This is a genomic window from Thermobifida fusca YX, from assembly GCF_000012405.1.
Classification (GTDB): Bacteria; Actinomycetota; Actinomycetes; order Streptosporangiales; family Streptosporangiaceae; genus Thermobifida; species Thermobifida fusca.
Genome location: NC_007333.1, coordinates 1,806,537 through 1,828,150, shown reverse-complemented (window position 1 = coordinate 1,828,150; position 21,614 = coordinate 1,806,537). Strand labels below are relative to the sequence as shown.

At 63.8% G+C, this 21,614-nt stretch carries 15 protein-coding genes and 1 CRISPR repeat array (1 of these 16 only partly in view); of the genes, 4 read left to right on the top strand and 11 right to left on the bottom strand.

From position 1 onward, the window contains the following. Positions 1–945: a CRISPR direct-repeat array (repeat unit 29 nt; unit sequence GTGAGCCCCACGCACGTGGGGATGGACCG); it reaches 857 nt to the left of the window's first position. Positions 946–1,690: 745 nt separating this feature from the next. The 7 genes from cmr1 to TFU_RS07795 form a co-directional block, all read right to left on the bottom strand. Continuing rightward, a complete protein-coding gene (gene cmr1, locus TFU_RS07825) occupies positions 1,691–2,926 on the bottom strand; it encodes a type III-B CRISPR module RAMP protein Cmr1 (protein ID WP_011292014.1) in 1,236 nt (411 codons plus the stop codon). A 359-nt stretch (positions 2,927–3,285) separates the two neighbouring features. Continuing rightward, complete coding sequence (gene cmr6, locus TFU_RS07820; protein ID WP_370491865.1) at positions 3,286–4,173, bottom strand: type III-B CRISPR module RAMP protein Cmr6; 888 nt, start codon at positions 4,171–4,173, stop codon at positions 3,286–3,288. A 110-nt stretch (positions 4,174–4,283) separates the two neighbouring features. Then, positions 4,284–4,763, bottom strand: coding sequence for a type III-B CRISPR module-associated protein Cmr5 (locus tag TFU_RS07815; protein ID WP_011292012.1), 480 nt, complete (start codon positions 4,761–4,763; stop codon positions 4,284–4,286). Beyond that, positions 4,756–5,658: a type III-B CRISPR module RAMP protein Cmr4 gene (gene cmr4 / locus TFU_RS07810; protein WP_011292011.1), complete on the bottom strand. Its 903-nt coding sequence runs from the start codon at positions 5,656–5,658 to the stop codon at positions 4,756–4,758. Before cmr4 ends, TFU_RS07815 begins: the two co-directional genes overlap by 8 nt. Beyond that, on the bottom strand, positions 5,655–6,803 hold the full coding sequence (locus TFU_RS07805) for a type III-B CRISPR module-associated protein Cmr3 (RefSeq protein ID WP_011292010.1): 1,149 nt from the start codon (positions 6,801–6,803) through the stop codon (positions 5,655–5,657). Before TFU_RS07805 ends, cmr4 begins: the two co-directional genes overlap by 4 nt. Continuing rightward, the gene (gene cas10 / locus TFU_RS07800; protein WP_196794331.1) at positions 6,800–8,566 is read right to left on the bottom strand and encodes a type III-B CRISPR-associated protein Cas10/Cmr2; all 1,767 of its coding nucleotides are present in this window, start codon (positions 8,564–8,566) and stop codon (positions 6,800–6,802) included. The genes TFU_RS07805 and cas10 overlap by 4 nt, the downstream gene beginning before the upstream one ends. 1,196 nt (positions 8,567–9,762) lie before the next feature. Continuing rightward, positions 9,763–11,070, bottom strand: coding sequence for an SUKH-4 family immunity protein (locus TFU_RS07795; protein WP_011292008.1), 1,308 nt, complete (start codon positions 11,068–11,070; stop codon positions 9,763–9,765). A gap of 246 nt (positions 11,071–11,316) precedes the next feature. Here TFU_RS07795 and TFU_RS07790 point away from each other — a divergent pair, with 246 nt between their 5' ends. The 4 genes from TFU_RS07790 (at position 11,317) to TFU_RS07775 (ending at position 16,536) form a co-directional block, all read left to right on the top strand. After that, on the top strand, positions 11,317–13,653 hold the full coding sequence (locus TFU_RS07790; protein WP_016188713.1) for a lysylphosphatidylglycerol synthase transmembrane domain-containing protein: 2,337 nt from the start codon (positions 11,317–11,319) through the stop codon (positions 13,651–13,653). A gap of 31 nt (positions 13,654–13,684) precedes the next feature. Beyond that, a complete protein-coding gene (locus TFU_RS07785; RefSeq protein WP_011292006.1) occupies positions 13,685–15,121 on the top strand; it encodes a xylulokinase in 1,437 nt (478 codons plus the stop codon). Positions 15,122–15,211: 90 nt separating this feature from the next. Beyond that, the gene (locus tag TFU_RS07780; protein WP_011292005.1) at positions 15,212–15,955 is read left to right on the top strand and encodes a hypothetical protein; all 744 of its coding nucleotides are present in this window, start codon (positions 15,212–15,214) and stop codon (positions 15,953–15,955) included. Between the two features lie 206 nt (positions 15,956–16,161). Then, positions 16,162–16,536 (top strand): DUF1330 domain-containing protein, encoded by a 375-nt coding sequence (locus TFU_RS07775; protein WP_011292004.1) that lies wholly within the window; start codon positions 16,162–16,164, stop codon positions 16,534–16,536. A 152-nt stretch (positions 16,537–16,688) separates the two neighbouring features. Here the strand turns inward: TFU_RS07775 and TFU_RS07770 are convergent, their stop codons facing one another. The 4 genes from TFU_RS07770 to TFU_RS07755 form a co-directional block, all read right to left on the bottom strand. Next, positions 16,689–17,915, bottom strand: coding sequence for an amidase family protein (locus tag TFU_RS07770; protein WP_011292003.1), 1,227 nt, complete (start codon positions 17,913–17,915; stop codon positions 16,689–16,691). A gap of 755 nt (positions 17,916–18,670) precedes the next feature. Then, on the bottom strand, positions 18,671–19,279 hold the full coding sequence (locus tag TFU_RS07765) for a methyltransferase family protein (protein ID WP_011292002.1): 609 nt from the start codon (positions 19,277–19,279) through the stop codon (positions 18,671–18,673). A gap of 214 nt (positions 19,280–19,493) precedes the next feature. Next, entirely contained in the window at positions 19,494–20,081 is a 588-nt protein-coding gene (locus tag TFU_RS07760) for a hypothetical protein (RefSeq protein ID WP_041428026.1), read from the bottom strand. A gap of 481 nt (positions 20,082–20,562) precedes the next feature. After that, positions 20,563–21,534, bottom strand: a complete 972-nt coding sequence (locus TFU_RS07755) for an arsenic resistance protein (protein ID WP_011292000.1) — start codon at positions 21,532–21,534, stop codon at positions 20,563–20,565. Positions 21,535–21,614: the final 80 nt, after the last annotated feature.

Below are 21,614 nucleotides of genomic sequence, written 5' to 3'. Positions count from 1 at the left end.
GAGCCCCACGCACGTGGGGATGGACCGGCCCTGGCATGGCCAGGGCCTTTCGCATGCCAGTGAGCCCCACGCACGTGGGGATGGACCGTGGTTCACCGGCGAAGCGGCCTTTCCGACCGAGTGAGCCCCACGCACGTGGGGATGGACCGAGTGATGTCCTTGGTGGCGTCTTTCACCCGGACGTGAGCCCCACGCACGTGGGGATGGACCGCGGGGTCGTCTGCCCCACCAGGGGGGGACTTTGGTGAGCCCCACGCACGTGGGGATGGACCGCCCTCCAGAGACATTCTGGGGGGCTTTCTCTGGTGAGCCCCACGCACGTGGGGATGGACCGTAGTAGAACGTTTAAAAGATGGTGGGTCGCCGGTGAGCCCCACGCACGTGGGGATGGACCGGCGCACGCCGAGGCGCAGGCCCTGGTGACCGAGTGAGCCCCACGCACGTGGGGATGGACCGGCAGCTGGTGTGTGGTCGCCGCTGGTGGTCGCTGTGAGCCCCACGCACGTGGGGATGGACCGACAGTGGAGAACTGCGCACCGTGACCTACGGGGTGAGCCCCACGCACGTGGGGATGGACCGACCCCTACTTCGACACCGACCCCGACGACTGGGTGAGCCCCACGCACGTGGGGATGGACCGACCGGGACCACCAGACTGCCCTGGAACTGCTGGTGAGCCCCACGCACGTGGGGATGGACCGGGGGAGCGCGGTATCGGCCGCACTCCCCCTTTGTGAGCCCCACGCACGTGGGGATGGACCGGTCCGCCGTGCTATCACAGAGCTGCGCAAAATGTGAGCCCCACGCACGTGGGGATGGACCGCCCAAACCGGAACCCAGACCGGCACAACACATGTGAGCCCCACGCACGTGGGGATGGACCGTCCACGGAAAATGTGGGGGGCCTGGATCAGCGGTGAGCCCCACGCACGTGGGGATGGACCGTGGGTGACCAGTCGCTGGGGCGTCCCTAAGTGCTGGTCTAATTTTGCTGTTGGACGAATTGCAAGAAGGCGAAGGCTGGCATGCAGAAACACGATGAGACATGGATCCGCTATTTCAAGTCCCAAGGCTAACCCAATGCTGTGGGGCTGGCAGTAGGAATGGAGGGCGCCGCCTACGCCCTTAAACGACGGCTTGGTTGCCAAAGTTTGGAAAAAGCGATCGGGTGAAGAGCTGAGGCGGATTCAACTCTTCTATGAGGATCTCTCTGAAGCGCCACTGAGTTTTCATACACCGCGTATCAACGAGGTGTTGTACGTCAACGCTTGGCTCTCTGGTTGGTCGAATGCCTGCGGGAGAGTACAAGGAGGGAGAGGATACGCTGGCTCCTCTCTTTGATGCGAGGAACTCCCAAAGCTCCCAAGTGTCATAGCACCATGTTCAGGCTGGTGTGGACATGGATCCTGCGATGGTCAGGCTTGGGGGGACCACAGAACAAGGAAGCGTTCGGGGCGTGCAGACCGTGAGTGTGCCCTGTGTGATGGCGAGGTGTGTGACAGCACTCCGTTTCTGGAGAACCGACACCCTTGGATCCCGCAACATCCCTGTTGTTGGGCTTCCACCTTCTGCCGGGGTGAGAGGCCTGCCTGCCCCGAAGCAGCATTCGTTTACGCTAAGCGCTTAGCTAGTAGATCCAGCCAATTCGCCTAGCTCCTGCAGAGCAGGGACACGGATTTTCACGGCACAGTTAGCCTTCTTCTCCAGGGAGACGGTAGGGGGCCGGATCGTGTCGCATGCGCTGAATCCAGTCACTGGTGCGGTTCACAACATCATCGTCCGTGATGATGACACTCTTGCGAATTTTTCCGCTGAGCCGAACTTCTGTCTCCGCCGGGAGGAAAGTGTTGTGGAAGGCGAATGAGAACAGCCGCCATTCTCCATCCTCCATAACGGGATGCATCCACAAGGGGGAGGCACGGCGTTCACCCACGGTCACTTTGTCTTTGCTGTAGACCACAGGCAAGCCTAGGGCGCCTAGGGGGAAGCGGTTGGAGTTTCCGTGGAGGACAGCGTCCCGTTCTGGGGTTTTGACTTTGGGCCAGTAGTTGGTCCTGGAAGCGCTGTTGTCGGCTGTCGCCCGTGACAGCCGGTACTGCCGCCCGACGTGGGCCAGCAGTTCTGCCCATGAAGAAGCGGAATAGGCGCTGAGCCCGGCGCACGTCCACTTACTGCTGAACACTGGATAGGTAGGTATCTCGTCGTCACGCCAAGGGCGAGCCTCATCAGGGGCGCCTATCTGCTTGAGCAGGTCATCGATGGGCTCCAGGCAGTCATCGAGAGGGCCAATGGGCTGCAGTCGTTGCCGATCGTCTAGCTCCTTGTAATGAGTGAGACCTGGAGTTTGAAGTGACGACTCTGTCCAGGGAGTAACCGATTTTTGGTCGTGGAGAGTCGCTCCAATGATGCGTATCTTGCCGAAACCACGCCGGACACGGGACCCCACCCCACCGTAGGCGCACACCATCCACAGTGACGCCAGGGTGAGGGCGTTGATGCGAGAGTCCTCCGACAGAGCCATCTTGAGTTCGAAGTATTTGTGGTCTGGGAATACGTAGGGGCGGGTGATCTGGTACCTGCCTTTGACGATGGTGCCGAGGCCTTGCCCCATCAGATAGCCGATGGCGGGTTCTTTCCGCAGCTGGTCAGGAAACCGTGTCGAGTCAAGGAACGAAAGGCAGGGATTCCTGCGGGTTTGGGGCAGTTTGCCCAGTCGCATCCGTACCGGGGATGGATTGGTGGTGCTGCCGAAAACTTCGTCTTCGAGGCGACGCAGAGTCCGAATACTGGGGCCGACCTTGGTTCCGGCGAGTGCGCGGAACCAGTAGCGCATGGCTCCCCGCAGGGAACTGACTCGGAGAGGTTCGTCGTCATGTCCGTTGAACAGCGGGGTGGTGACACGTAGGCGCAGGGTGATCCAAGACATGAGTGTGCTCCTTAACGAATGTTTGCCGCGCTGATGCGTGTGCCGAGGTACGCGAAGACTCGCTCAGAGGCCGAGACCAAGGCACGGAAAACAGGGCTGCGGAGCAGACACGATCAGCGCGGTGAACAAGGAATGCTCGAGACATCCGGCATGCTGGCGCTGGCAGGGTTGGCCAGTTTCGTCGCAACTGGCCAACCCTGCCAGCACAGGTGGACACCTCAGGACGGCGCCAGCGGGTAGGGCTCCGCTACTGTGTCCCACCACACGAGGATCGCTGATGGGAGACCGAAATATGCCCGCGCGGCAAGCGTCCGCCACGTGCTTCAGCGGGATGACCGTGGTGTGGCCCGGAGAGAAGGTCACGGGGAGTCCCATTGATCGGTGATGTTGACGGTGAAGTAGCCGTAGCCTGCCGTGGTGCGTGCACCGATTCCGTACTCTTCACAAGCCTGCTTGAGCCAGTCAGCTGCCTTGGCGGTGAGGTCGGGGTCCTCCCCGATGAGGTGAGTGACGAAAGTACCGCTGAGGGAGAGGAAAGGCAGCGGCACAGGCTGATGGTGTTCCCCGGGGGCGCACGGTTCCGCGGACTGATCGGTGTGGTAGGCGTGCTGGTGCGGGGTGATCACATCACTATGGACGCGCAGACCTTTGCGGTGGTTACGGGGATCGGATAGGGGAAGGGCGTCAAAGAAACGCACTCCGCACCGGGGGTTGTCTCGGTCCTCCTCGTCTTCAGGGGAGGGCAGGGGCCCGAAGACCAATGTGTAGAGTTCAGAGGGAACCTTTTGCCGAGAAGCCCAGGCCGCTGCGGCTCCTTTGAGTGTGGAAGCGGGGATGAGCGGCCAACCGTAGGTGCCGTGCAGGCTGAGCCCGAATTCGTGGTCTCCGGTCTGCTCTCCTAGTCCGGTCACGAAGCGCCAGTCTGCGGTCAGTTCCACCCGGTAGATGTGCCGTTTTCGGGCGTTGAGAATGCTTAGAGCGTGCGCGCGGCGTTGCTCAACTGCCTGTGCCCACTCCTTCTGGTAGCCGAGGCAGTACTCGCTTGCCCAGCCGAGCACGGGATCCTCGCGGCGCGCATCCGCGGTGGGGGGAGAGACGTCGCTGATAGCTAAACGTCGCAGGATGATCAGCGAATTCGCGGAAGCGTCGAGCGTAGAGCGCTGATCGTAGCGGATTTTTTTGACGTATTTCGGCGAGGCGCTCTTGCAATGGTGGGCATCCTGCGCACTGTCTGGCTTCTGGGTCACTCTTCCGCAGAGGACTCGGCCTATCGCCCCAGAGTAGGAGACGCACAGGATTTCTTTCGGTTCTTCCTGCGAGGAGGTGTCCTGAGCTCCCCGTCGACCGTGGGGAAAGGTCATTCTCGCTCCTCTCCCGTATCGCTGTCAGCGGACTCGCCGGGGTTTTCCTGGTTGGCGTGCTCCGTAGCAGCGGCCGCCAGTTTGCCGTAGCGGGCTTCTGCGATTCGGCTGAGCCATCCGGCGAGCAGGTCGATTTCGGCGCTGAGTCGACTGTGGGTGGGAAGGTCCGCTTTGGTGAGCACGTCCAGGAATTCGCGGGGGGTGGACTGGGGGGTGAGGCCAGGGAGAAGCTTACGTTTAGCAGCGTGCTCGATGATGGCCTTGCACAGTCGGCTATAGGCCTGCTCGAGGGGGTCGGCGCTTCCGCTTTTGCTTTCAGCGAATGCGAACGCAGCAACCAAACCTGAAGAGCGCAGCCGCATCGGGAATTGGCGCATCCGGGTACGGATGCGCTGGGCGAGTTGCGGGTCGGTCACCAAAGGCCCGATGACTTTCTCCGCTTGGGCGGCCATCTGCTGGTCTACTCGCTCAGCCATTGCGTTCTCCTTCGACGATCCGGGTCCACACCAGCCCTTTGCCGAGGGTTTCGTCTCCGCCCACTTGGAGGAGGGAATGGTTCACCAGGTCCCGCAGCTGCTGGACTTCTTCCGGAGCGTATTTCCCACGCAGGGTCAGCACGGAGGCGAGAATCGTTTCGGCAGGGAGGTATTCGCTGACGAAGGGACCGTTTTGAACCAGCTTCTGTTGACGGTGGAGTTGGACCCGTACCGCGAACTCGGTGCACTCGCGCAGGAGAACAGACATCGGCTCGGAGCCGACAACCAGCAGGTCTTCTGCGAGTTTGCTAGCGAAAGGGCGCAAATGGGGGGCGTCGCCAATAGCGTCGGCAGCCAAGAGCCGTGCCCAGTCAGTGACGGGATCAGGGGCGTCACCGCCTCCACGAGGATTGTGAAGCTTGACGAGGCATGGGCCGAGCACCTCCGGCGTTTCCCCGCCCCAGAACCCTCGACCGCAGGAGCCCTCCCCGTCGGCGGGGTTGGGGACTTCAGGAAGCACGACGTGGGGGCCGTTGATGATGGCGTATTTGCGGGCCAGACGGCTGAGAGCAAGCCGGGAAGTGACCCAGGCAAAGGAGCGGCGCAAGGTGGGGACCGGAAGCGCAACAAGTTGAGCATCGCCCACTGCGAGTTTTCCAGGGGTGGTTTCTTCTCCTTCGCCTGGCTCGGATCCGAACACCTCCTTCAAGGTGTCTTCGCTCCAGCCAGCGTCGCGGGCGGTCTGCCGCAGCGCACCCTTGAGGCTCTGCCCCCAGATGAGCGGATAGTTGGTGCTGCTTTCTCGTTGAATCGGCAGGTCGAGGACGCCGTCGCTGGCTGCGGCGCCGGCATGCAGCGGGGATTCCGCGTACAGGTACAGCAGAAAAGCGGTCATGTCCAGACTCCTGTGAGGACGATTCCGAATCCAGCAGTGTGGAGCGGGGGTGCATCAGTCGGCGGATGATCGCCTTCGTGGGTATGGATCCAGTCAGCGGAAGGGGCAAGGGCCCGGCCATGCCAGGAGGATGCAACGGCGGCAGCGGTCTCCTCATCAGGGAAGTGCAGGAGGTAGACCGAGCCGGGTGGGACCGCCCAGCGCAGGGTGCGGGTACGGAAGAACCCTCGTTTGGGTGATGCAGTGGCCACGGGGAGTGGACTGCCTACAGCCGCTGCTACGAGAGTGGCTTCCGGTGGAAGAGGTGGACGCCAGCCGTCGCGCCACAACGCGGGTGTGGCCACATACAGCAGCATTCGCCCGCCGGGGAAGGAAGCAGGCCTTGACGGCCACGCCACAGAGCCGGCCGGGAGTTCGGCGACCTCGGCAAGCCGGGAGATTCCCCCCAGCGTCACTGTGGTGTGCTCCGGTTTCGGCCGTTCCGGGTGCGGAACGACCTCGGCGAGGAAAACCCACCCATCGCGAGGACGCAGGTGGGTGGCGTGGTACAGGTATCCCGAGCGTATCCGCCGGTCCTGAAGAGCGATGCCGATCCGGTGTTCGGGCACGAGCGGTTCCTCGCCGGCCAGCATGGTCTCCAGGTAGTCGGATGCCACAGTGGAGTCCTGGAACAGCGTGCCGTTGAGGTAGGACGACAGGCCTTCGCTGGAGATCCAGCCTTGGAGCGGCTCTGCTTTGGCCGTGACCTGTGGAGGGAGCTCCAGCAAGGACTCGGGGGCGCCAGGGACGTGGGCGAGATCGGTCCCGTCTACGGCGGATCCTTTGACAAGCCGGTAGTAGGCCCTTTCCTGCGCTGTGGTTTCTTTGCCTTCCACCACCACGATGTCTGAGGGGACAGGAAAGTAGGGGCACCACCTCCCGTCAGGGTTCTGCTTACCGAGGATGGGGCCACGCACAGCCGTCAGGTCGCCGCCGTAGGCGCTGGCGGCCGCCCCGGCAATGGTGCTGGGTCGGGGAATGACGGTCTCTGCCAGGGCCGTGTTGCTGTCTCGGGAACTGAACTGTCGACCGTCTCGTACGTGGACGGTGTCATGGGGCTCGAAGGCTATCCATGTGGTGGCGTTGTCTGCTTGGCCTGTGCTCATCGGCACTCCTGACGCAAGAACACTGCGACTCGAGCCGCCGCGATCAGTGATTGTTCGGAAATCTTTTCTGAGTCTTCTAGGGCGCTGGTGGGCCGTCCCAGAAGGCGGAGCTGCTCTGCAGCCTTGAGGGCAAATGCTTTTTGTTGCTCGCTGGTGGGCGCGAGAGTATGCCGGTGGACGAGGCGCTGGAGCTCAGCGGTAAAGAGGTCCAGACTGAGCGTGCATAGGGCGTGACTGTCGCGTTCCAGGTCCCGCAGTAGCCCGGGGGATAGCCGTGCTCCCGTCTCACTCCTGGTGAAGAGGGACAGGCGGTCACACACCAAGGCCTCGGGATCGTTGTGGTCAGGAAGAGCCCATTTCTGGACGTATGTTTCCTGGGTTCCGGAGCGGCGCAGGTAGCTCACGGCGAGAGCGTTCTTTCCAGGAACGTTTTTGGCGGCAGCCAGGGCTTCCCGGCTCGCGGCCAAGGCGAGCCGCAACGGGTATTTGCGGTGGAAGAACAGTAAGGCACTGCTCGCCGTGGGCAGTTCCGGGGATACTTCGGTGACTGCCTGTCTGCAGGCGCGTGCCCCCGCAAGGGCTGTCGCTGCGGGAAGGAACGCCAGCAGGTCGTCTCCGCCGGCATAGACTGCAACGCCCAGCAGCGCCGAGTCGTGCAGCAGTTCTGTCTGCCTTTCAGCGACTCTCCGCAACTGGTCAGAAATTTCGGTGTGCCGCTTGTGCGACAGGTTCTTTTCCTCGGAGAGGTAGGAGCCCATGCCGTCCAGGTCTTGGACAAGAATCGCCAGGTAGGAGGAGGGAGGCGCTACCTGGAACTTGTCCCGCATGATCTTTTGAAGATCAGCGGCAGCAATACGGCCTATCTCTACTGTTCTGGAGAAGTTGTCGAATGCTTCTCCAGAAGTCGGCTTCCTGAATTCGCGGGCCAGCGACTCTGCGGACCATGAGTCTGTGTAAACCCACTGTCCTCCGTGCCGCCACAGCCACTGGGCTAATTCTCCCTGAGGTTTCGGCATGCCTGGCAGTGGCCAGTTGGGGATATGTATGCCCGTATCTTCGTCCTGGACTACTTGATGCAAGTAGTCCACCTGTTCAGTTACATCCGGATCGTTGATATTTTTCAGAACTTCGATGCGGAATGGGGCCGACGCGATCCCGTAGGTCGAGGGGATCCCGTAAGGTGACACGCTCTCCTTATCATTGGGGCGGCCAAGCTTGCGTTTCAGCCAGTTGGCAGCGCTCAGCGTGTCACGCTCAAAAGAGGGAAGACCTTTCGGTGGCTTCGTGGTCGCGGGCCAGTGAGGACTCAGCTGGCAGGGGCCGTTGCGTGCCTCCAGGGCGGTGAAGTTCCGGACCTGTTTGCGTGCGGCTAGGCGACGTTGGGCTTCTTTCCACTGTTCGGGGTAGCCGCCTGGCCGTGGGGGAGCTACGGCCCACGTCACGGCGGGCATACCGGGGGTTTCTTCGATACGGCCAAGAGTCTTTTGCAACCACTCCTTCCACTTCTCATTCACCCGTGCGGTGGCTCGCTGAGCAAGTGTCGTCCCCTGCCCTGCGGGGGCGAGTGCCACCACCCGGTTAGGCATTCCCACGTCTTTCCTTTTCTTGCTCGGGGCGGGGAAGACGAGTTCGGCAGCGGACTCCTGGCACACGGACACGGCTTGTTCGGTGAGCTCAGCGATGATTCGGCTGCCTGCCCGCAGGTCCGAGGTGCTTCTGGATTCTTCGATGAATCGCTGGACTCCGGACAGTGCGATCACCACGAGGTCTTGGCCGTCCACGCAGTCTCCATTTGACGCCTTGTTTTCGCTGGAAACCGGGTATGTCCTCTGGTCTCCAGATCGGTGCTCCCTGTCTTGAGTGCGGCTTCGGGGGAGCAGCCGCTGTGGCAGAAGTCTCTTGAGGGGCAGCGCAGGAGTAACCACAAGCGCAGTGGCCCGAACATTCCTGCAGTTCCGTGCGAGAAACACCAAGTACTCAAGACAGCAGAAGGTGACATTAGCGGCAACTCACCTGATCCGTGGAGAGAATGCAGGTAATTAGTCAAAACTGGGGATAGGTGTCCTTGATGTGAAGTGTCTGAAGTAGGTGTTATTTCACGTCCGAAATTGACTCAGAGGTCAAGAAAAATCTAAACATTGTCAGAGTTTCTGGTGGGGGTAGCCTCAAGGCTTCATCTCTGGGCAGCACAGGACGGTACGTCAGGAAGGCTCAAGATGGAGCGTGTCCGCCTGGAAAGTGACGAAGGAGAACACTGCCACTAAGTGGAACATATGACAGGGCTTCCCTCGCTGAGAGCAGGTTCAACAGCACGTAGTGAATCGGCTTCTTTAGTTCTCTTTCGAGAAAGAAAAGCGCTGCGCATTTTCGTGCTTCTCAGGCTGTCCCAGCGAGACTAAACGGAGTGTGCGCCAGACTCCGCGCACGTAGATCCGAGGTGGAGCACTGTCACGGAGAGCAGCGGCAGGAAGCCGAAGATATCGAGATCGCCTGCAACCGCTTTGCCCCCACGCAAGCAGCATTGATGCCGCCTGTCAGCAGCGTTGTCGAGACCACTCCGGCTATTCCTTGAAGGCTGGGTTGATCGGGGATCCTTCGGACACTGGTGATCCCACTGTTGCGGGGAGTGGCGCGCCCGCGGGACTGTTGAAAAACGCCCGCACCTGGGTGAGAAACACCAGGTGACCGGACGCATTTATGCCCTGCCTGGTGAGGCAGCACAGTTGTCAAGGCGGTTCCCGGATGACACGGAGGTAGAAGAGCCCAGCGTCGCCTCACGACGTGATGGCGGCTCCGACCTGCCAGACAGAGAAAGAACTCACCACAATAGCTATCGGAGGGCTGCTGGCAGGGTCGAGCCGGGAAGTTCATGGGGACAGCGCGGCCGCAAAGCAGGGGAGAAGAACCGCTCAGTCAGCGAACCCCAATGCGAGGCACAGCTTCCGTGGATAGCAGCCGCTCACAGTAGACCGTCCCACATCTGCTCGACAATCACCGCCCACCAGTGCTCGGGGTCGGCAAACACGGAACCGTCGATGCCAGCCAGCGTCTCCTGGAACTTCGCAACTGTTTGGCCTGCGGCATAGGGGTCTTGGCCGCGCATCTTCGGCAAGGTGTACGCTAACACCACGAGGCAGTGGCTGAAGTCCGCCACTGACCGATTGATGTAGCGGGCCGCACCGCTGCGCATGTCGATCGCCCACACCGTGCCGGCATCCGGTTCAGCGCGGCGTACCGCGACCACACTGCCCCCGTCACTGCCGATACGTACATACTCGCCCAGGGTGGCGGCCAGCGTCGGATCGGATGCAGGGGTGCCGCGAGCATGCAGGTGGGTGGCAGCGTCGCAGAACAGCCCGCCAGCAGGAGGCTGGTGCGGGGGATCAGCGACGAAGAAGTGGGGGATAAGACTGGGAAGCCCGAACCGGGTCAACGCGTCGTGCGTGGCCTCAGGAAGTCCGCTTTCAGCCACCGCATCGGCGTCGTACCGCTGCACGGGGAGACGGGTGTCCGCGAGCAGCTGGTCCAGTACGTCGTCGGCGAGGGGGGAGCCGTCGTGGTGTGCCGCAGGGAACGGGATCCGGTTGGGGCGGGGAAGCGGCGGGGTCCCCGAAAGCCGGTGCGCCGCCTCGGCGTGGTCGAGGAGCGCCGCCATGCCTTGGGCACGGACCACTCGCGTGGGCCCGTAGTCGTGGGAACAGGACAGGTCAGCGTCAGCGAAGGTGGTGCGTAGGAACTGGCCGCGGTAGCCGCCGGGCAGGTCAGCAGGGTACAGGTCGGAGTGGATGGCAATGACGTCTTCGGGTCGCACCCCCATCCACCGCAGTTCTGTCCACACTTGGATTTCCGGCGGGGGAAGGCCGGGACCGGAGGAGCGGCTGAGGGACATTTCGTCTCCGCCCGCGTCGCGGTAGGTGAAGACCACGGTGTTGCCGGGGCCGACGATCGGGGGGAGTGAAGGGTCGTAGGGGTGGGGGAAGTGGGTGCCGGAATGCTTGTCGCGGTACATCCGCACCACTTCCTCCAGCGACGTCGACGGCCAGGTGCTCAATTCACCGGTGTGCCGGTCTACTACCCCGTAAGGGCTGCCGACGTCGTCGGGGGGAGACGAGCCGGGCAGCGGGTCATGGGTGACAGCGGCGGGAACGGCCCAAACGACCCAGCCCAGGTCGAATTCGTGGGTCCGCACCTCCCGGCGCTGCCCCGGAGGGGCGGAACCGTTGAGCCACGCGTCCGCGATCGCGAGCGCCTGCTCATAGGTGACCATGTCTCTCCTTGCCGGGAAAGCGACGTAAAGCGTGCTTTCGGTGAGATTACCGCTTGTGCGCCTAGGGTGATTCTGCCGTTCCGCTATGGCACGTCGATACCAAGTTTTCCGGACTGTGGATAACGCGCGGAGCACGTACTCCCACCAGCAGGGTTGGTCTTTTCCCACCCACGCAACGCGACAACAGACTGCTGTCAGGGCAGGGTAGAGAGCGTGAAAGCGGCAGAGAGCACCAGCAGAACCAGGATGGATGCCACGGGGGGCATCGCCCGGCGGCCGGTCGATTTGATGGTCGCGGTGATCGGGGGCGCGCTACTGGTCATGGTTCTCTTGGCGATCGCACTCGCCGCTGAACCGTCAGCCGTGGGCGATCCCGCAGAACTGCGTTCCCTGCTGCCGCCGTCACTGTTCGGGCTTGCTGCTGGGCTCGCGAACCTCGCCGTGCTGCTGCTGGGCGGCGTCATCGTGGCGGAACGCTTGATCCGCCGCGACATACGCCACGTGGTGCGGGTGTTGACTGCGGCCGGGGCCGGCTACGGGACGACCGTGGCACTCAACCTGGGGTTTGCTGCCCTGCTCGGCGCGGAGACACCGACGATCCTCAACGCGTCTGCGGGGGGCCCGGCCAGCAACCCGTTGCACGCCTATCTCGCCGCGGCATTCGCCTACCTGCACGCCACCCGCCCGGTCCACTTGCCTCGGGTCACCGGTCCTATGGCAGTGAGTGTCGCTGTGACAGCCGCCTCAGTGCTGCTGTCCGGTTACACCACCGCGCTCGCGTTGCTCCTGACTCTGCTGGTGGGGGCGGTGTGTGCGTCGTTGACGAATTACGCCATAGGGGTGAGTATTCCGCGGCTCGCGGTGGGGCGGCTGCTGTACGAGCTGGAGCGTCTCGGCTGGGAGCCGTCGCGCCTGGCGTTTGCGGGAACTGACTCGGAAGGCAACCGGTGTTTTATGGCGGAGACCGCTACTCGCCGCCTGCAGGTGACGGTTCTTGACTCTGATCCGACGAGCGGAGTGGTACGGCGGTTGTTCTCCCGGATCGTGCTGCGGAACGCCGCAGCCCCGCCTTTGCTGTGGAGCCTGCGGGACCGGGTGGAGCACACGGCTTTGCTGGAGTATGCCGCCGCGGCGGCCGGTGCGGCGACGCCGCGTCTGCTGGCTGTGGGAGAGCTCGGTCCTTCCGCAGCCTTTCTCGTCCGGGAGCATGTCGCAGTGCGGCCACTCACGGAATTGGGGGACAGCGAGCTCACCGACGAGTTCGTGGACAAGGTGTGGGCGCAGTTGCGACTGCTGCACCGCCACCGGGTCGCCCACCGGGGCATCAGCCCCGGAACTGTCGTGCAACGCGCCGACGGGCATGCCGCGTTCACAGCCTTGTCCACGGGGAGCATCGCCGCCGGACCGTGGGCACTCTCGTTGGACCAGGCAGCTCTTCTCGTGACGTTGGCGCTGCACGTGGGCCCGTACCGCGCGGTAGAGTCCGCGGTCCGGAATCTGGGTGCGGATGCGGTCGCCGCCATCCTGCCGTTCCTGCAGAGCGTCGGCCTGCCCCCGCCCTTGCGGCAAGCAGTACGGGGCCACCGCGACCTGTTGCGGGAAGTGCGCCAGGAGATTGTGCGTGTCGTCCCGCACGCCCCCGCTCAACCAGTGCAGTTGGAGCGGATGCCGCCGCGGACCGTGGTCACGGTCGCGGTGGCGACCGTCGTGGGGCTCGCCCTGGTCTACCAGCTCACCGGGGTGGCCTGGAATACGCTCAGCGACCCTGATCCGGGGTGGACGAGCGCGGCCGCGGTGTTGTCGCTGCTGTGTGTGCTGGCTCCCGCGGTAGCGCTGCTCGGGTTTTCGCCGGTGCGACTGCGGCTATGGCGTACCGTGCTCGTGCAGTACGCTTCGTGTTTCGTGCGTATCGCCACTCCAGCAGGCGTGGGATCGTTGGCGTTGAATACCCGCTATCTGATCCGGGCAGGGGCCAGCACCGCCCAGGCAGTGTCCGCGGTGGGTGTGTCCCAGGTGGCAGGGCTGGTGACGCTAGTGCCGCTGCTGGTGGTGTGCGCCTACCTGTCGAACATGGACTATCCCGGCGATTTTTCTCCGTCGTTCACGCTACTGCTGGTCGTGGGGGTGCTTTCTGTGTTGGCCGCGGCCGTGCTCGCGGTGCCGCGGCTGCGCCGCGCCGCAGTGGGGCGGCTTCGCCCCCACCTGCACGGGGTGCTGCCGCACCTGCTTGATCTCGTCCAGCATCCGAGCCGTCTCGTGCTGGGGATGGGCGGCACTGTGCTGCTCACGGTGAGCCTGGTGTTGTGCCTGTACACCAGCATCCTGGCGTTTGATGCGACCCCATCGCTGGCCGCGGTCGGGATGGTCTACCTAGCGGGGAATGCGCTCGGCTCGGCAGCGCCGTCTCCTGGCGGCCTGGGCGCTGTTGAGGCGGCGCTCATCGGCGGGTTGACCGCAATCGCTGGGGTTCCCGCGGCCGCCGCTTTGCCCGGAGTGTTGTTGTTCCGATTGCTGACATTCTGGCTTCCGGTGCTGCCAGGGTGGCTGGCGTTCACCCGGCTGCAGCGCCGCAGGGCGATCTGATCGACTCGTCTGCACAAGGGAAGGCGTCGGAATGGCACGGGACGCATGGCTCGGCGTGGACTTGGGCACCAGCGGGGTCAAGGTCGTGGTGGTGGACTCAGAGTCCGCCGTGGTGGGGGAGGGCGAAGCCTCCTACCCGGTGCGTTCACCCCGTCCGGGGTGGGCGGAGAGCGATCCGGGTGACTGGTGGGAGGCAACGGTGGCCGCGGTGCGGCAGGCGCTCGCTGCTGCCGGGCAGCCTCGGATCAGGGCGGTCGGGGTGGACGGGCAGATGCACGGCCTGGTTCTCGCCCGCGAGGACGCGATGCCGCTGCGTTCCGCTCTCTTGTGGGCGGACCGGCGTGCCGCGGCTGAGCTCGCCGCGTGGCGTGGGCTTGCCGACACCGAGCGGGAGGCGCTCGCTAACCCGCTGGTGCCGGGGATGACCGGTCCCCTGCTGGCGTGGATAGCACGCCATGAACCACGGCTGTTGGCTGAGGCACGGTGGGCGTTGCTGCCCAAGGACTGGCTGCGGCTGCGGTTGACGGGGAAAGCTGCGACCGATCCGTCTGACGCGTCAGCGACCCTGCTGTGGGATGTGCCCGCGGACACGTGGTCGCTGCCGGCACTTCGTGCCGCGCAGCTCCCCGCGGACCTGCTGCCGCCGCTGGCGGCTTCCGACGACGTCGCAGGGGTCCTGACCGGGGACGCTGCCGCAGAACTGGGGATGGATCCGGGGACTCCCGTGGCTGTCGGTGCGGGCGACACCCCGGCAGCGCTCTTAGCTACCGCGGCGGGCGAGGAGCAGGCGCAGCTCACCGTGGGCAGCGGCGCGCAGATTGTTGCGGCCACTACTGATCCCAGCCCGGTGCCGGGCGTTCACGTCTACCGCACCGCGGAACGTGCCGGCTGGTATCGGATGGCTGCCGTGCAGAATGTCGGGGTTGTTGTGGAGTGGGTGCGCACCCTGCTGGGCGCAACGTGGGAGGAGGTGTATGCCGCGGCAGGGGAGGAGCCGGATCGTGGGGGAGTGGTGTTCCTGCCGCATTTGACGGGGGAACGCACCCCCGTGCTGGGGATGACCGGAGTGCTGGCAGGGCTGCGGTTGGACACTGACCGCACAGCGGTTCTGCGCGCCGCAGTGGAAGGAGTGGCTTTCACGATCCGGCATGCCGCCATGATGCTTCCCGGTGGCTTGCCGCCGGTGGTGCGTCTTGCCGGGGGAGGGAGCCGAGACCCGCGTTTCCGTGCACTGCTCGCCAACGTGTTAGGGGTGGAGTTACGTCCGGTGCGGCTGCGGAGCGCGTCGGCGGTGGGGGCGGCGCATCTTGCCGCCCGGGCGGTGGGGGCGGGGGTCGCTCGCCCAGAGCTTCACTACGAGCCGGTGGTATCCCCCACCCACCATAAGGAAATCTACGATGTAAAGTTCGAGGTTTATCTTCATCATCTCCGCAGGAACAACCACCCCACCCCCGAAAACAAACACTAAGGACACCTCATGACCACAATGACAATCACCGTGCGTGCCATACCACAGGGGAGATGACAGGGGGAATGGATTTTGTGAGATGCTTAAGGGGTGTCCTCCTCCCTGAACACGGTGCTGCGCCGCCACACAAGAAGCATCATCGTCCTGCTGTTCTCCACCGCCTTGATAGCGATCGTTGTCGGACACGTTCGAGCGGCGATCCTCGACGGCAACAGGGAGCTCCACGCCTATGAAGCGGCACAACCCTGCTCTGCTGCCCCCGAGTCTCCTGCGGACTGCATCTGGCAGCAGGAGTTCACTGTCACCGACATCTACCTGACGAACGCCAGAAACAAGGACAACAGTGCGGTCCTCATCGCCGAGGACGGCACGGAACGGGAGACGTACTTCTCCTCCAAAGGACCAGTGCTCCTCAAAGTAGACGAAGGCGGACAGGTCACCGGAACCCTGTGGCGGGGCCGCATCACCGAGATCTCAGCCCACGGCACCACCCAGGAGACCACCGACGCCCCCACCGACGTGATCGGAGGCAGTCTCGCTTTCGCGCTGGTGACGGGGCCGCCCGCCTTGCTCGTCATGGTGACGTGCGTGTGGCGGCTGATCCGCCACGCGGAACCAAAACCCACCCGGGGCATGGCCGCCACCCTCGGCCTGGCTGGTGGACTGTTCCTCGCTGGCCTTTTCGCCGCGCTCATGGTCGACGCTAGCTTCGAACGCTTCGGGGTGCTTCTCGCTGTCTGGGCTGGCCTCGCCGCTCTCGCCGCTGTCACCGTGTACATTACGGCGACCTACAAAGAAGCCGCTCCTGGCGCTGGGACGGATGAGAACAACTGAGGGAAACGACGCAGATCTCCCCTGCGGGCTTTCCGTCATGCATGGGATCCCTCCGCTGGCAGGGGTGGCTGCTCCTTACTGCCGGAAAGGACCCAACCGCCCCAGCACCCATACATACCGACCATGCGGTATGTCATAGTGGTGGGGCTACTGCCTTCTCCAGAAGGCCACCCGCCCTTCATCCTGACGGCAAAGGAGCCCTCCCCATGGCAGTTGACCCCACGCGCGCGGACCTTGCCCGCTTCCTCGACGAGGATCCCGGCGGCCCTATTGTCATGCTCAACCTGCTGCGCTTCGCCCCAGAAGGCCGAGCCTCCTACGCGGAGTACACTCGGCGGGCACGCCAGATCCTCCACAAGTACGGGGCTGAACTGGTCTACGCCGGCGACGGCGCTACTCCCCTGGTCGCTGAGGAAGGACAAGCGTGGGACGCGGTGCTGCTCGTCCGCTACCCCAGCCGGGAAGCATTCATCCGTATGGTTGAGGACCCCGAATATCAGCAGATCACAGAGTTCCGCACTCAGGCTCTGAGCGAAGCCGTGCTCCAACCCACCACTCCGTGGCCGACCCGCAGCGCCTGACCCCGTATCCGCCACCGGAACTGGTCGTCCGCACGCCACCCGTGGAACAGGCCTTCCAGCCGCACACCAGAAAACCCACCGGATGAGCCTTTCCCACGGGTGGCAGCATCGCGGCCGCGAGATCCGCGTGCTTCTCCTGCGCGCCTCGGCGACTATTCAAGTTCGGCGACGAGAGCGCTGAGAGCACGGTCGCTTCCGGCAGCCGCGAGCAGACTCAGCCCGATCGGGCCAGCCGACGTGCGCACCCCGGGAAGAGTGAGTACGGGCAAGCCCGCCATGCTCGCCGCGCACACGAACATCACGGTCGTTGTGAGCAGGTCGAGGTCGCTCATGGCCTGCTCAGGTGGGGGAGGTGTGGTCGGTGCTGCTGGCTGCACCAGCGCGGTGCCGGGCGGAACCAGTTCAGCGAGGAGACGCCGCCCGCGGCAGGCCGTCTCCTGCGCCCACTCCAGGTAGTCTTCGGGAATAGCTTCCCCAGCGGCGATGGCGTCGGCGACAAGGGAAGACACCGCGCCGGCGTGCTCCCGCAGCCAGCGGCCGTGAGTCTGCCACATCTCCACGGCTTGGATGATGCCCACCGCTTCCGCCCACTCTTCCAGGTGCGCAGCACAGGTGGAGTCCACAGGGTGCAAGGGGAGACCGGTCTGCTGCGCCCACTCGTGGGCTTCGTCCACCAGCATGTCCCGCACCGCAGGTTCAACCAGATCAAACAGGTCGACCGCCAAGAGGAGTCGGCGGATCGGTGGCGCGGAGCGCTGCGGTAGAAGCACGTCAGAGACTCGGTTGAGCAGCCGTGGTGTCCGGGTGATCCACCCGACAGTGTCGAGAGAGGGAGCCAACCCGATGCTTCCGGCAGTGGGGACCATGCCGTGGGTGGGGCGCAGACTGCACAGCCCACAGTAGGAGGCTGGTATGCGGATCGAGCCTGCCGTGTCGCTTCCCAAGCCGATATCGGCCAGCCCGAGGGCGACGGCGCTGGCTGACCCGCTCGATGATCCTCCAGGAACCCGACCGGGGGAGGCGGGATTCGGCGGTGTCCCATAGTGCTGGTTGATGCCGGTCAGACCGTAGGCGAACTCAGCGGTCTGCACGATTCCCACAATGTCGGCCCCTGCGTGCAGGAGGGCCCGGACAGCCGGGGCGTGGTCTGTTTCCACCGGGGCTTCATGGAGCCAGGTCGGGTTTCCCGCTCCGATCGCGTATCCGGCGACCGCGAAGAGATCCTTCACTGCAACCCGAAACCCGGAGAGCGCACCCTCGCGGATGGCGGGGATAAGCGGATCACCTGCCACCCGCCACAGCGATGGGTGGTCACCACGAGGGTCCGAAATACCACCGGAAGAGCTCGGCGGCAGGGCAGATATGGAAGACCTCGACATGAAGGCAGTCAACCATGGATGACCACCACTGCCGCAGCGGCTGGGCGCGGTTGCCCCTCTCACGCACACGATGGGGCCGTCTGGCGCTCGGCTCGTGAGCTGATGCGGCGACCGCCACGTAGTGGGGGAGTTGTGGGGAGGAGAAAAGGGGCGCAGCTCAAGGAAGTGGGCTCAGCGCTGCCTCCTTGCGCGAGTTTGATGGGAGAAGGAGGAGAAGCGGTGAGTCCGCCCAGCAAGAAACAGGGAGAGAAAGAGAAGGAGAAGGCGTTCCCTGCTTTCACTTATTTTGATCTACATTGTAAAGGTGGTGCTTAAGTAAATATAAAACCCACCGTCGAAAAACCAACCAAAACCCACCAAAATCAATAAACACAAATCAGCTAACTATGTAACCGTTTCTCATAGCCGGCTTGGTATCCGGGATTCTGAAACGAAAGAGCGTAGTCCTCTAGCGTGATGCATGATGATGGTGCTGGTGGCGAGCGGTTTCATGTCCAAAGGGTTGGCGCAATGGTGAGACGCTCCCCTGGCTTCTGCGGAGACTGTCCTGGCGATCATGGCTCAGTACGCCGCTCCGCAGAACGGGGATCCCTCGGCCCCTGACATTCTCGAGTTTTCTTACGGTGCGGGTCAGGACTGCCGAGTAGTTGCGTCGATCGATGGGTGTTTCTTTTTCATGGAGATGGGGTCTTTTGCTGGGCGCGTGCTGGGGATGTATGCGAACCGGGGGCGGCCGAGCTCGGCTTCGTCGTGTGTCACTTGTCGGTGGGGCGCCATCGGCCGATGAGCGGGAGGAAGCGTCCGGTGCGGGCTGCGTAGGAGCGGTAGGCCTCTCCGTGAGTGCGGAGGAGGTAGGGCTCTTCGATAGCGCGGACTTGAATTTGGACTGCTGCGGTGAAAGCTGCGAGGGCGGCTGCGGCGGTGAGTGAGGGGACGGCGAGGAGCTGGCCGACGAGTACTACGCCCATTCCCGTGAAGATGGGGTTGCGGATGAGCGCGAAGACACCGTGGGTGACGAGGGCGGTGTGCTCGGTTTCGTCTACGCCGATACGCCAGGATTCGCCCATTGCTGCTTGGGAGATGAGGACGAGGATGAGTCCGAGGAGCATGGTGGCGAGTCCGGCGATTCCTATTGCTGTGGGTGGTCTTACCGCTGCGAGTTCGAGCATTCCGGTTACGGGAGCGAGCAGGCCGAGGACGAGTGCGCTGGTGAACAGGACGGTTCCCCACCATGGGGCGGTGAAGGGGGCGGTGTTGGGTTTGCGGAATCCGGTGTCGCCGGTGCGCCGCCATGTGGTAAGGGTGCGTATGCCGAATGCGGTGATGAGGCCGATGAGGTAGAGGATGAGTGCGGCTGTGGCCATGGTGGGCCCCTCCCCCAGGGTTCGTTGCTAGCTCTCTCAATGGGACTTAACAAAAACCGGCCCCGCATCCCGGCACACCCACCGGAGCTGCCGTGGTCCCGAACGTTTCTTGTACCTCGGGGCCTTCTCCTGGGTGGTCCACCCTGCCGGAAAAGACATCGGGAACAGGCGTGCTCTTACCCCTGCCCTCTCAGTTCTCGTCTCCGTTGTGGGGCTATTCGTCCCTAGTGGCAGCGAGGGCTTCTGCTCTTCTTCGGCGGAGCCACCGGAGTCCCAGTCCGTAGACGGCGGCAGTGGCGGTACCGGTCACGAGTCCACCGAGCAGGACGGGCGTGACATAGTCGGTGTTTCGGCAGGTGTTCTCCGGCGGTACCGCTCCCGTCCAGGAGTTCACGCAGACGATGTCGAAGTTCTGGACGATGGCGAGTCCCGCCGCACCCCCCAGAAAGAAGGCCGCAGCGAACAGCACCACCCCCGCCAGGGTGAGGACAACGCCGAGCAGCACTCCGGCCACGGCTTCTGTGAGAGGCCGGGCACGAAACCACCGCAGCAGCAGGACGTAGGCGACAAACACGACCAGGCCAACAAGGAACCCGCCGAGCAGAACGGGAATCACATAGCCCATGTAGTCGCAGTCGTACTCGGGCGGATCGGTATCGGGCCAATAAACACAACCAGCACCGGAAAGCCGCAGAGTATAGAACGTGACCACACCTCCGAAGAAGAAAGCCAGGGCAGGCAGTACCACGCCACCAACCGCAGCCAACAGGGCAAGAACTATCTTGGCGACCACGCGCACCATGGGCCTGCCTTCCATATGAGTTGGGGGCCGACGCCATCTTCGAAGCGTCGGCCCCCAACGTCAAGCGAGAGTCTCGAACCTGAGGCCCATTTGAGCGTCAGAAGCACCAGTGTTCAATAAAGTCGTCCCAGTCTCCGGGATTGGGACCTGCGCGGTGGGTGCCCTGTGCCCAGGTGTCGGGCGTTCCGTACATGAACTCGCTGCTATCGGAGTCAGCGGGTTTGCTTCGGTCCAGGGTGCCGCCGATGCACAGCGGAGTCAGGTTCGCTTCATTGTTCGTAATGATTCTTTTTAGTGAATGTCATCGCTTTATGGCGATTGATAGCACGGTGGGTGGGGGTGGGCAATGGGTGCGCGGAGACACTTGCGTGGTTTTCGGGTTGGGGTGCGGCTGGACGTCGAGTGGCTTCTTGCTTGGCGGGGTGGCGTTCACGCTCTCCACGGTTATCTGGCAGGGGTGTGGTGGCGGGCTGCTCCAGCTTTAGCGGGGCGAGGAGGTGGTGTGGGGAGGGCGTATCCGCACGAGTTGGGTGAGGAGGGTGAGAACGGGGATTTCCAGGAGCGGGCCGATGACGAGGGCGACGGCGATGAGGGGGCGGTCGGGGAACGCGGCGACTGCGATGGCGAGGGCGGTGGGTGAATTGCGGGCCGTGGTGGTCATGACCAGGGTGACGCGTTGGTCGGGGGGAAGTCGCAGGATTCGGGCGGTGGCGGTGGCGGTGGCGGGGAGGGCGGTGAAGAAGATTGCCAAGGGTGGTAGCAGAGCGATGAGGTCGGGGGCGTGGGTCACGACGGTGCGGGCCTGTCCGGCGAACATGGCGAATACTGCGGCATACAGCAGAGGGAGGACGAGGCGGCTGGCGGGGGTGGTGAGGAAGCGGTGTCTCCAGTGGGCTCCTTTGAGGCGGGTTGCGATCCAGCGCAGTCCTAGGGCGGTGGTGAGGGGGAGGGCGAGGACGAGGAGTACTGATTCGGTGAGGGTGGTGGCGTCGACCATGGCTGCGTTGCCGCCGAGCAGGAGGACATAGCCGGGGAGTAAGGCGAGTTGCAGGAGGAGGTTGACGGGGAGGAGGGCGGTGGCGAGGCCGGTGTGGCCGTGGGCAAGGGCGGTGAAGACGAGGTACCAGTCGGTGCAGGGGGTGACGAGCAGGAGGAGGAGTCCGATGCGTAGGTCGGGGTGTGTGGTGAGGAGTCCGGCACCTAGAGTCCAGGCAAGGGCGGGTGTGACGGCGAAGTTGAGGATCAGGCTGGTGGTGACCAGGCGGGTGGCGTGGCGTGCTTCGCCTAGGCGGGCGAAGTTCATTTGGAGGAAGACGGCGGTGAGCATGAGGATGAGGGCGGGCAGTACTGCGTGGGCGGCTGTTGGTCCGATGGGGAGTAGGAGGCCGGTTGCGAGTCCTGTGAGGGCGGCGAGGGCGACGAAGAGGCTTTGAAGGCGTTCGGCTAGCGGCATGTCGGTTCTTTGGAGCGGGTGGCAGTCGGGTGTGGTGGTATCGGTGTCACGTTAGCTGTGGTGGTGGGGTGGGGTTAGGA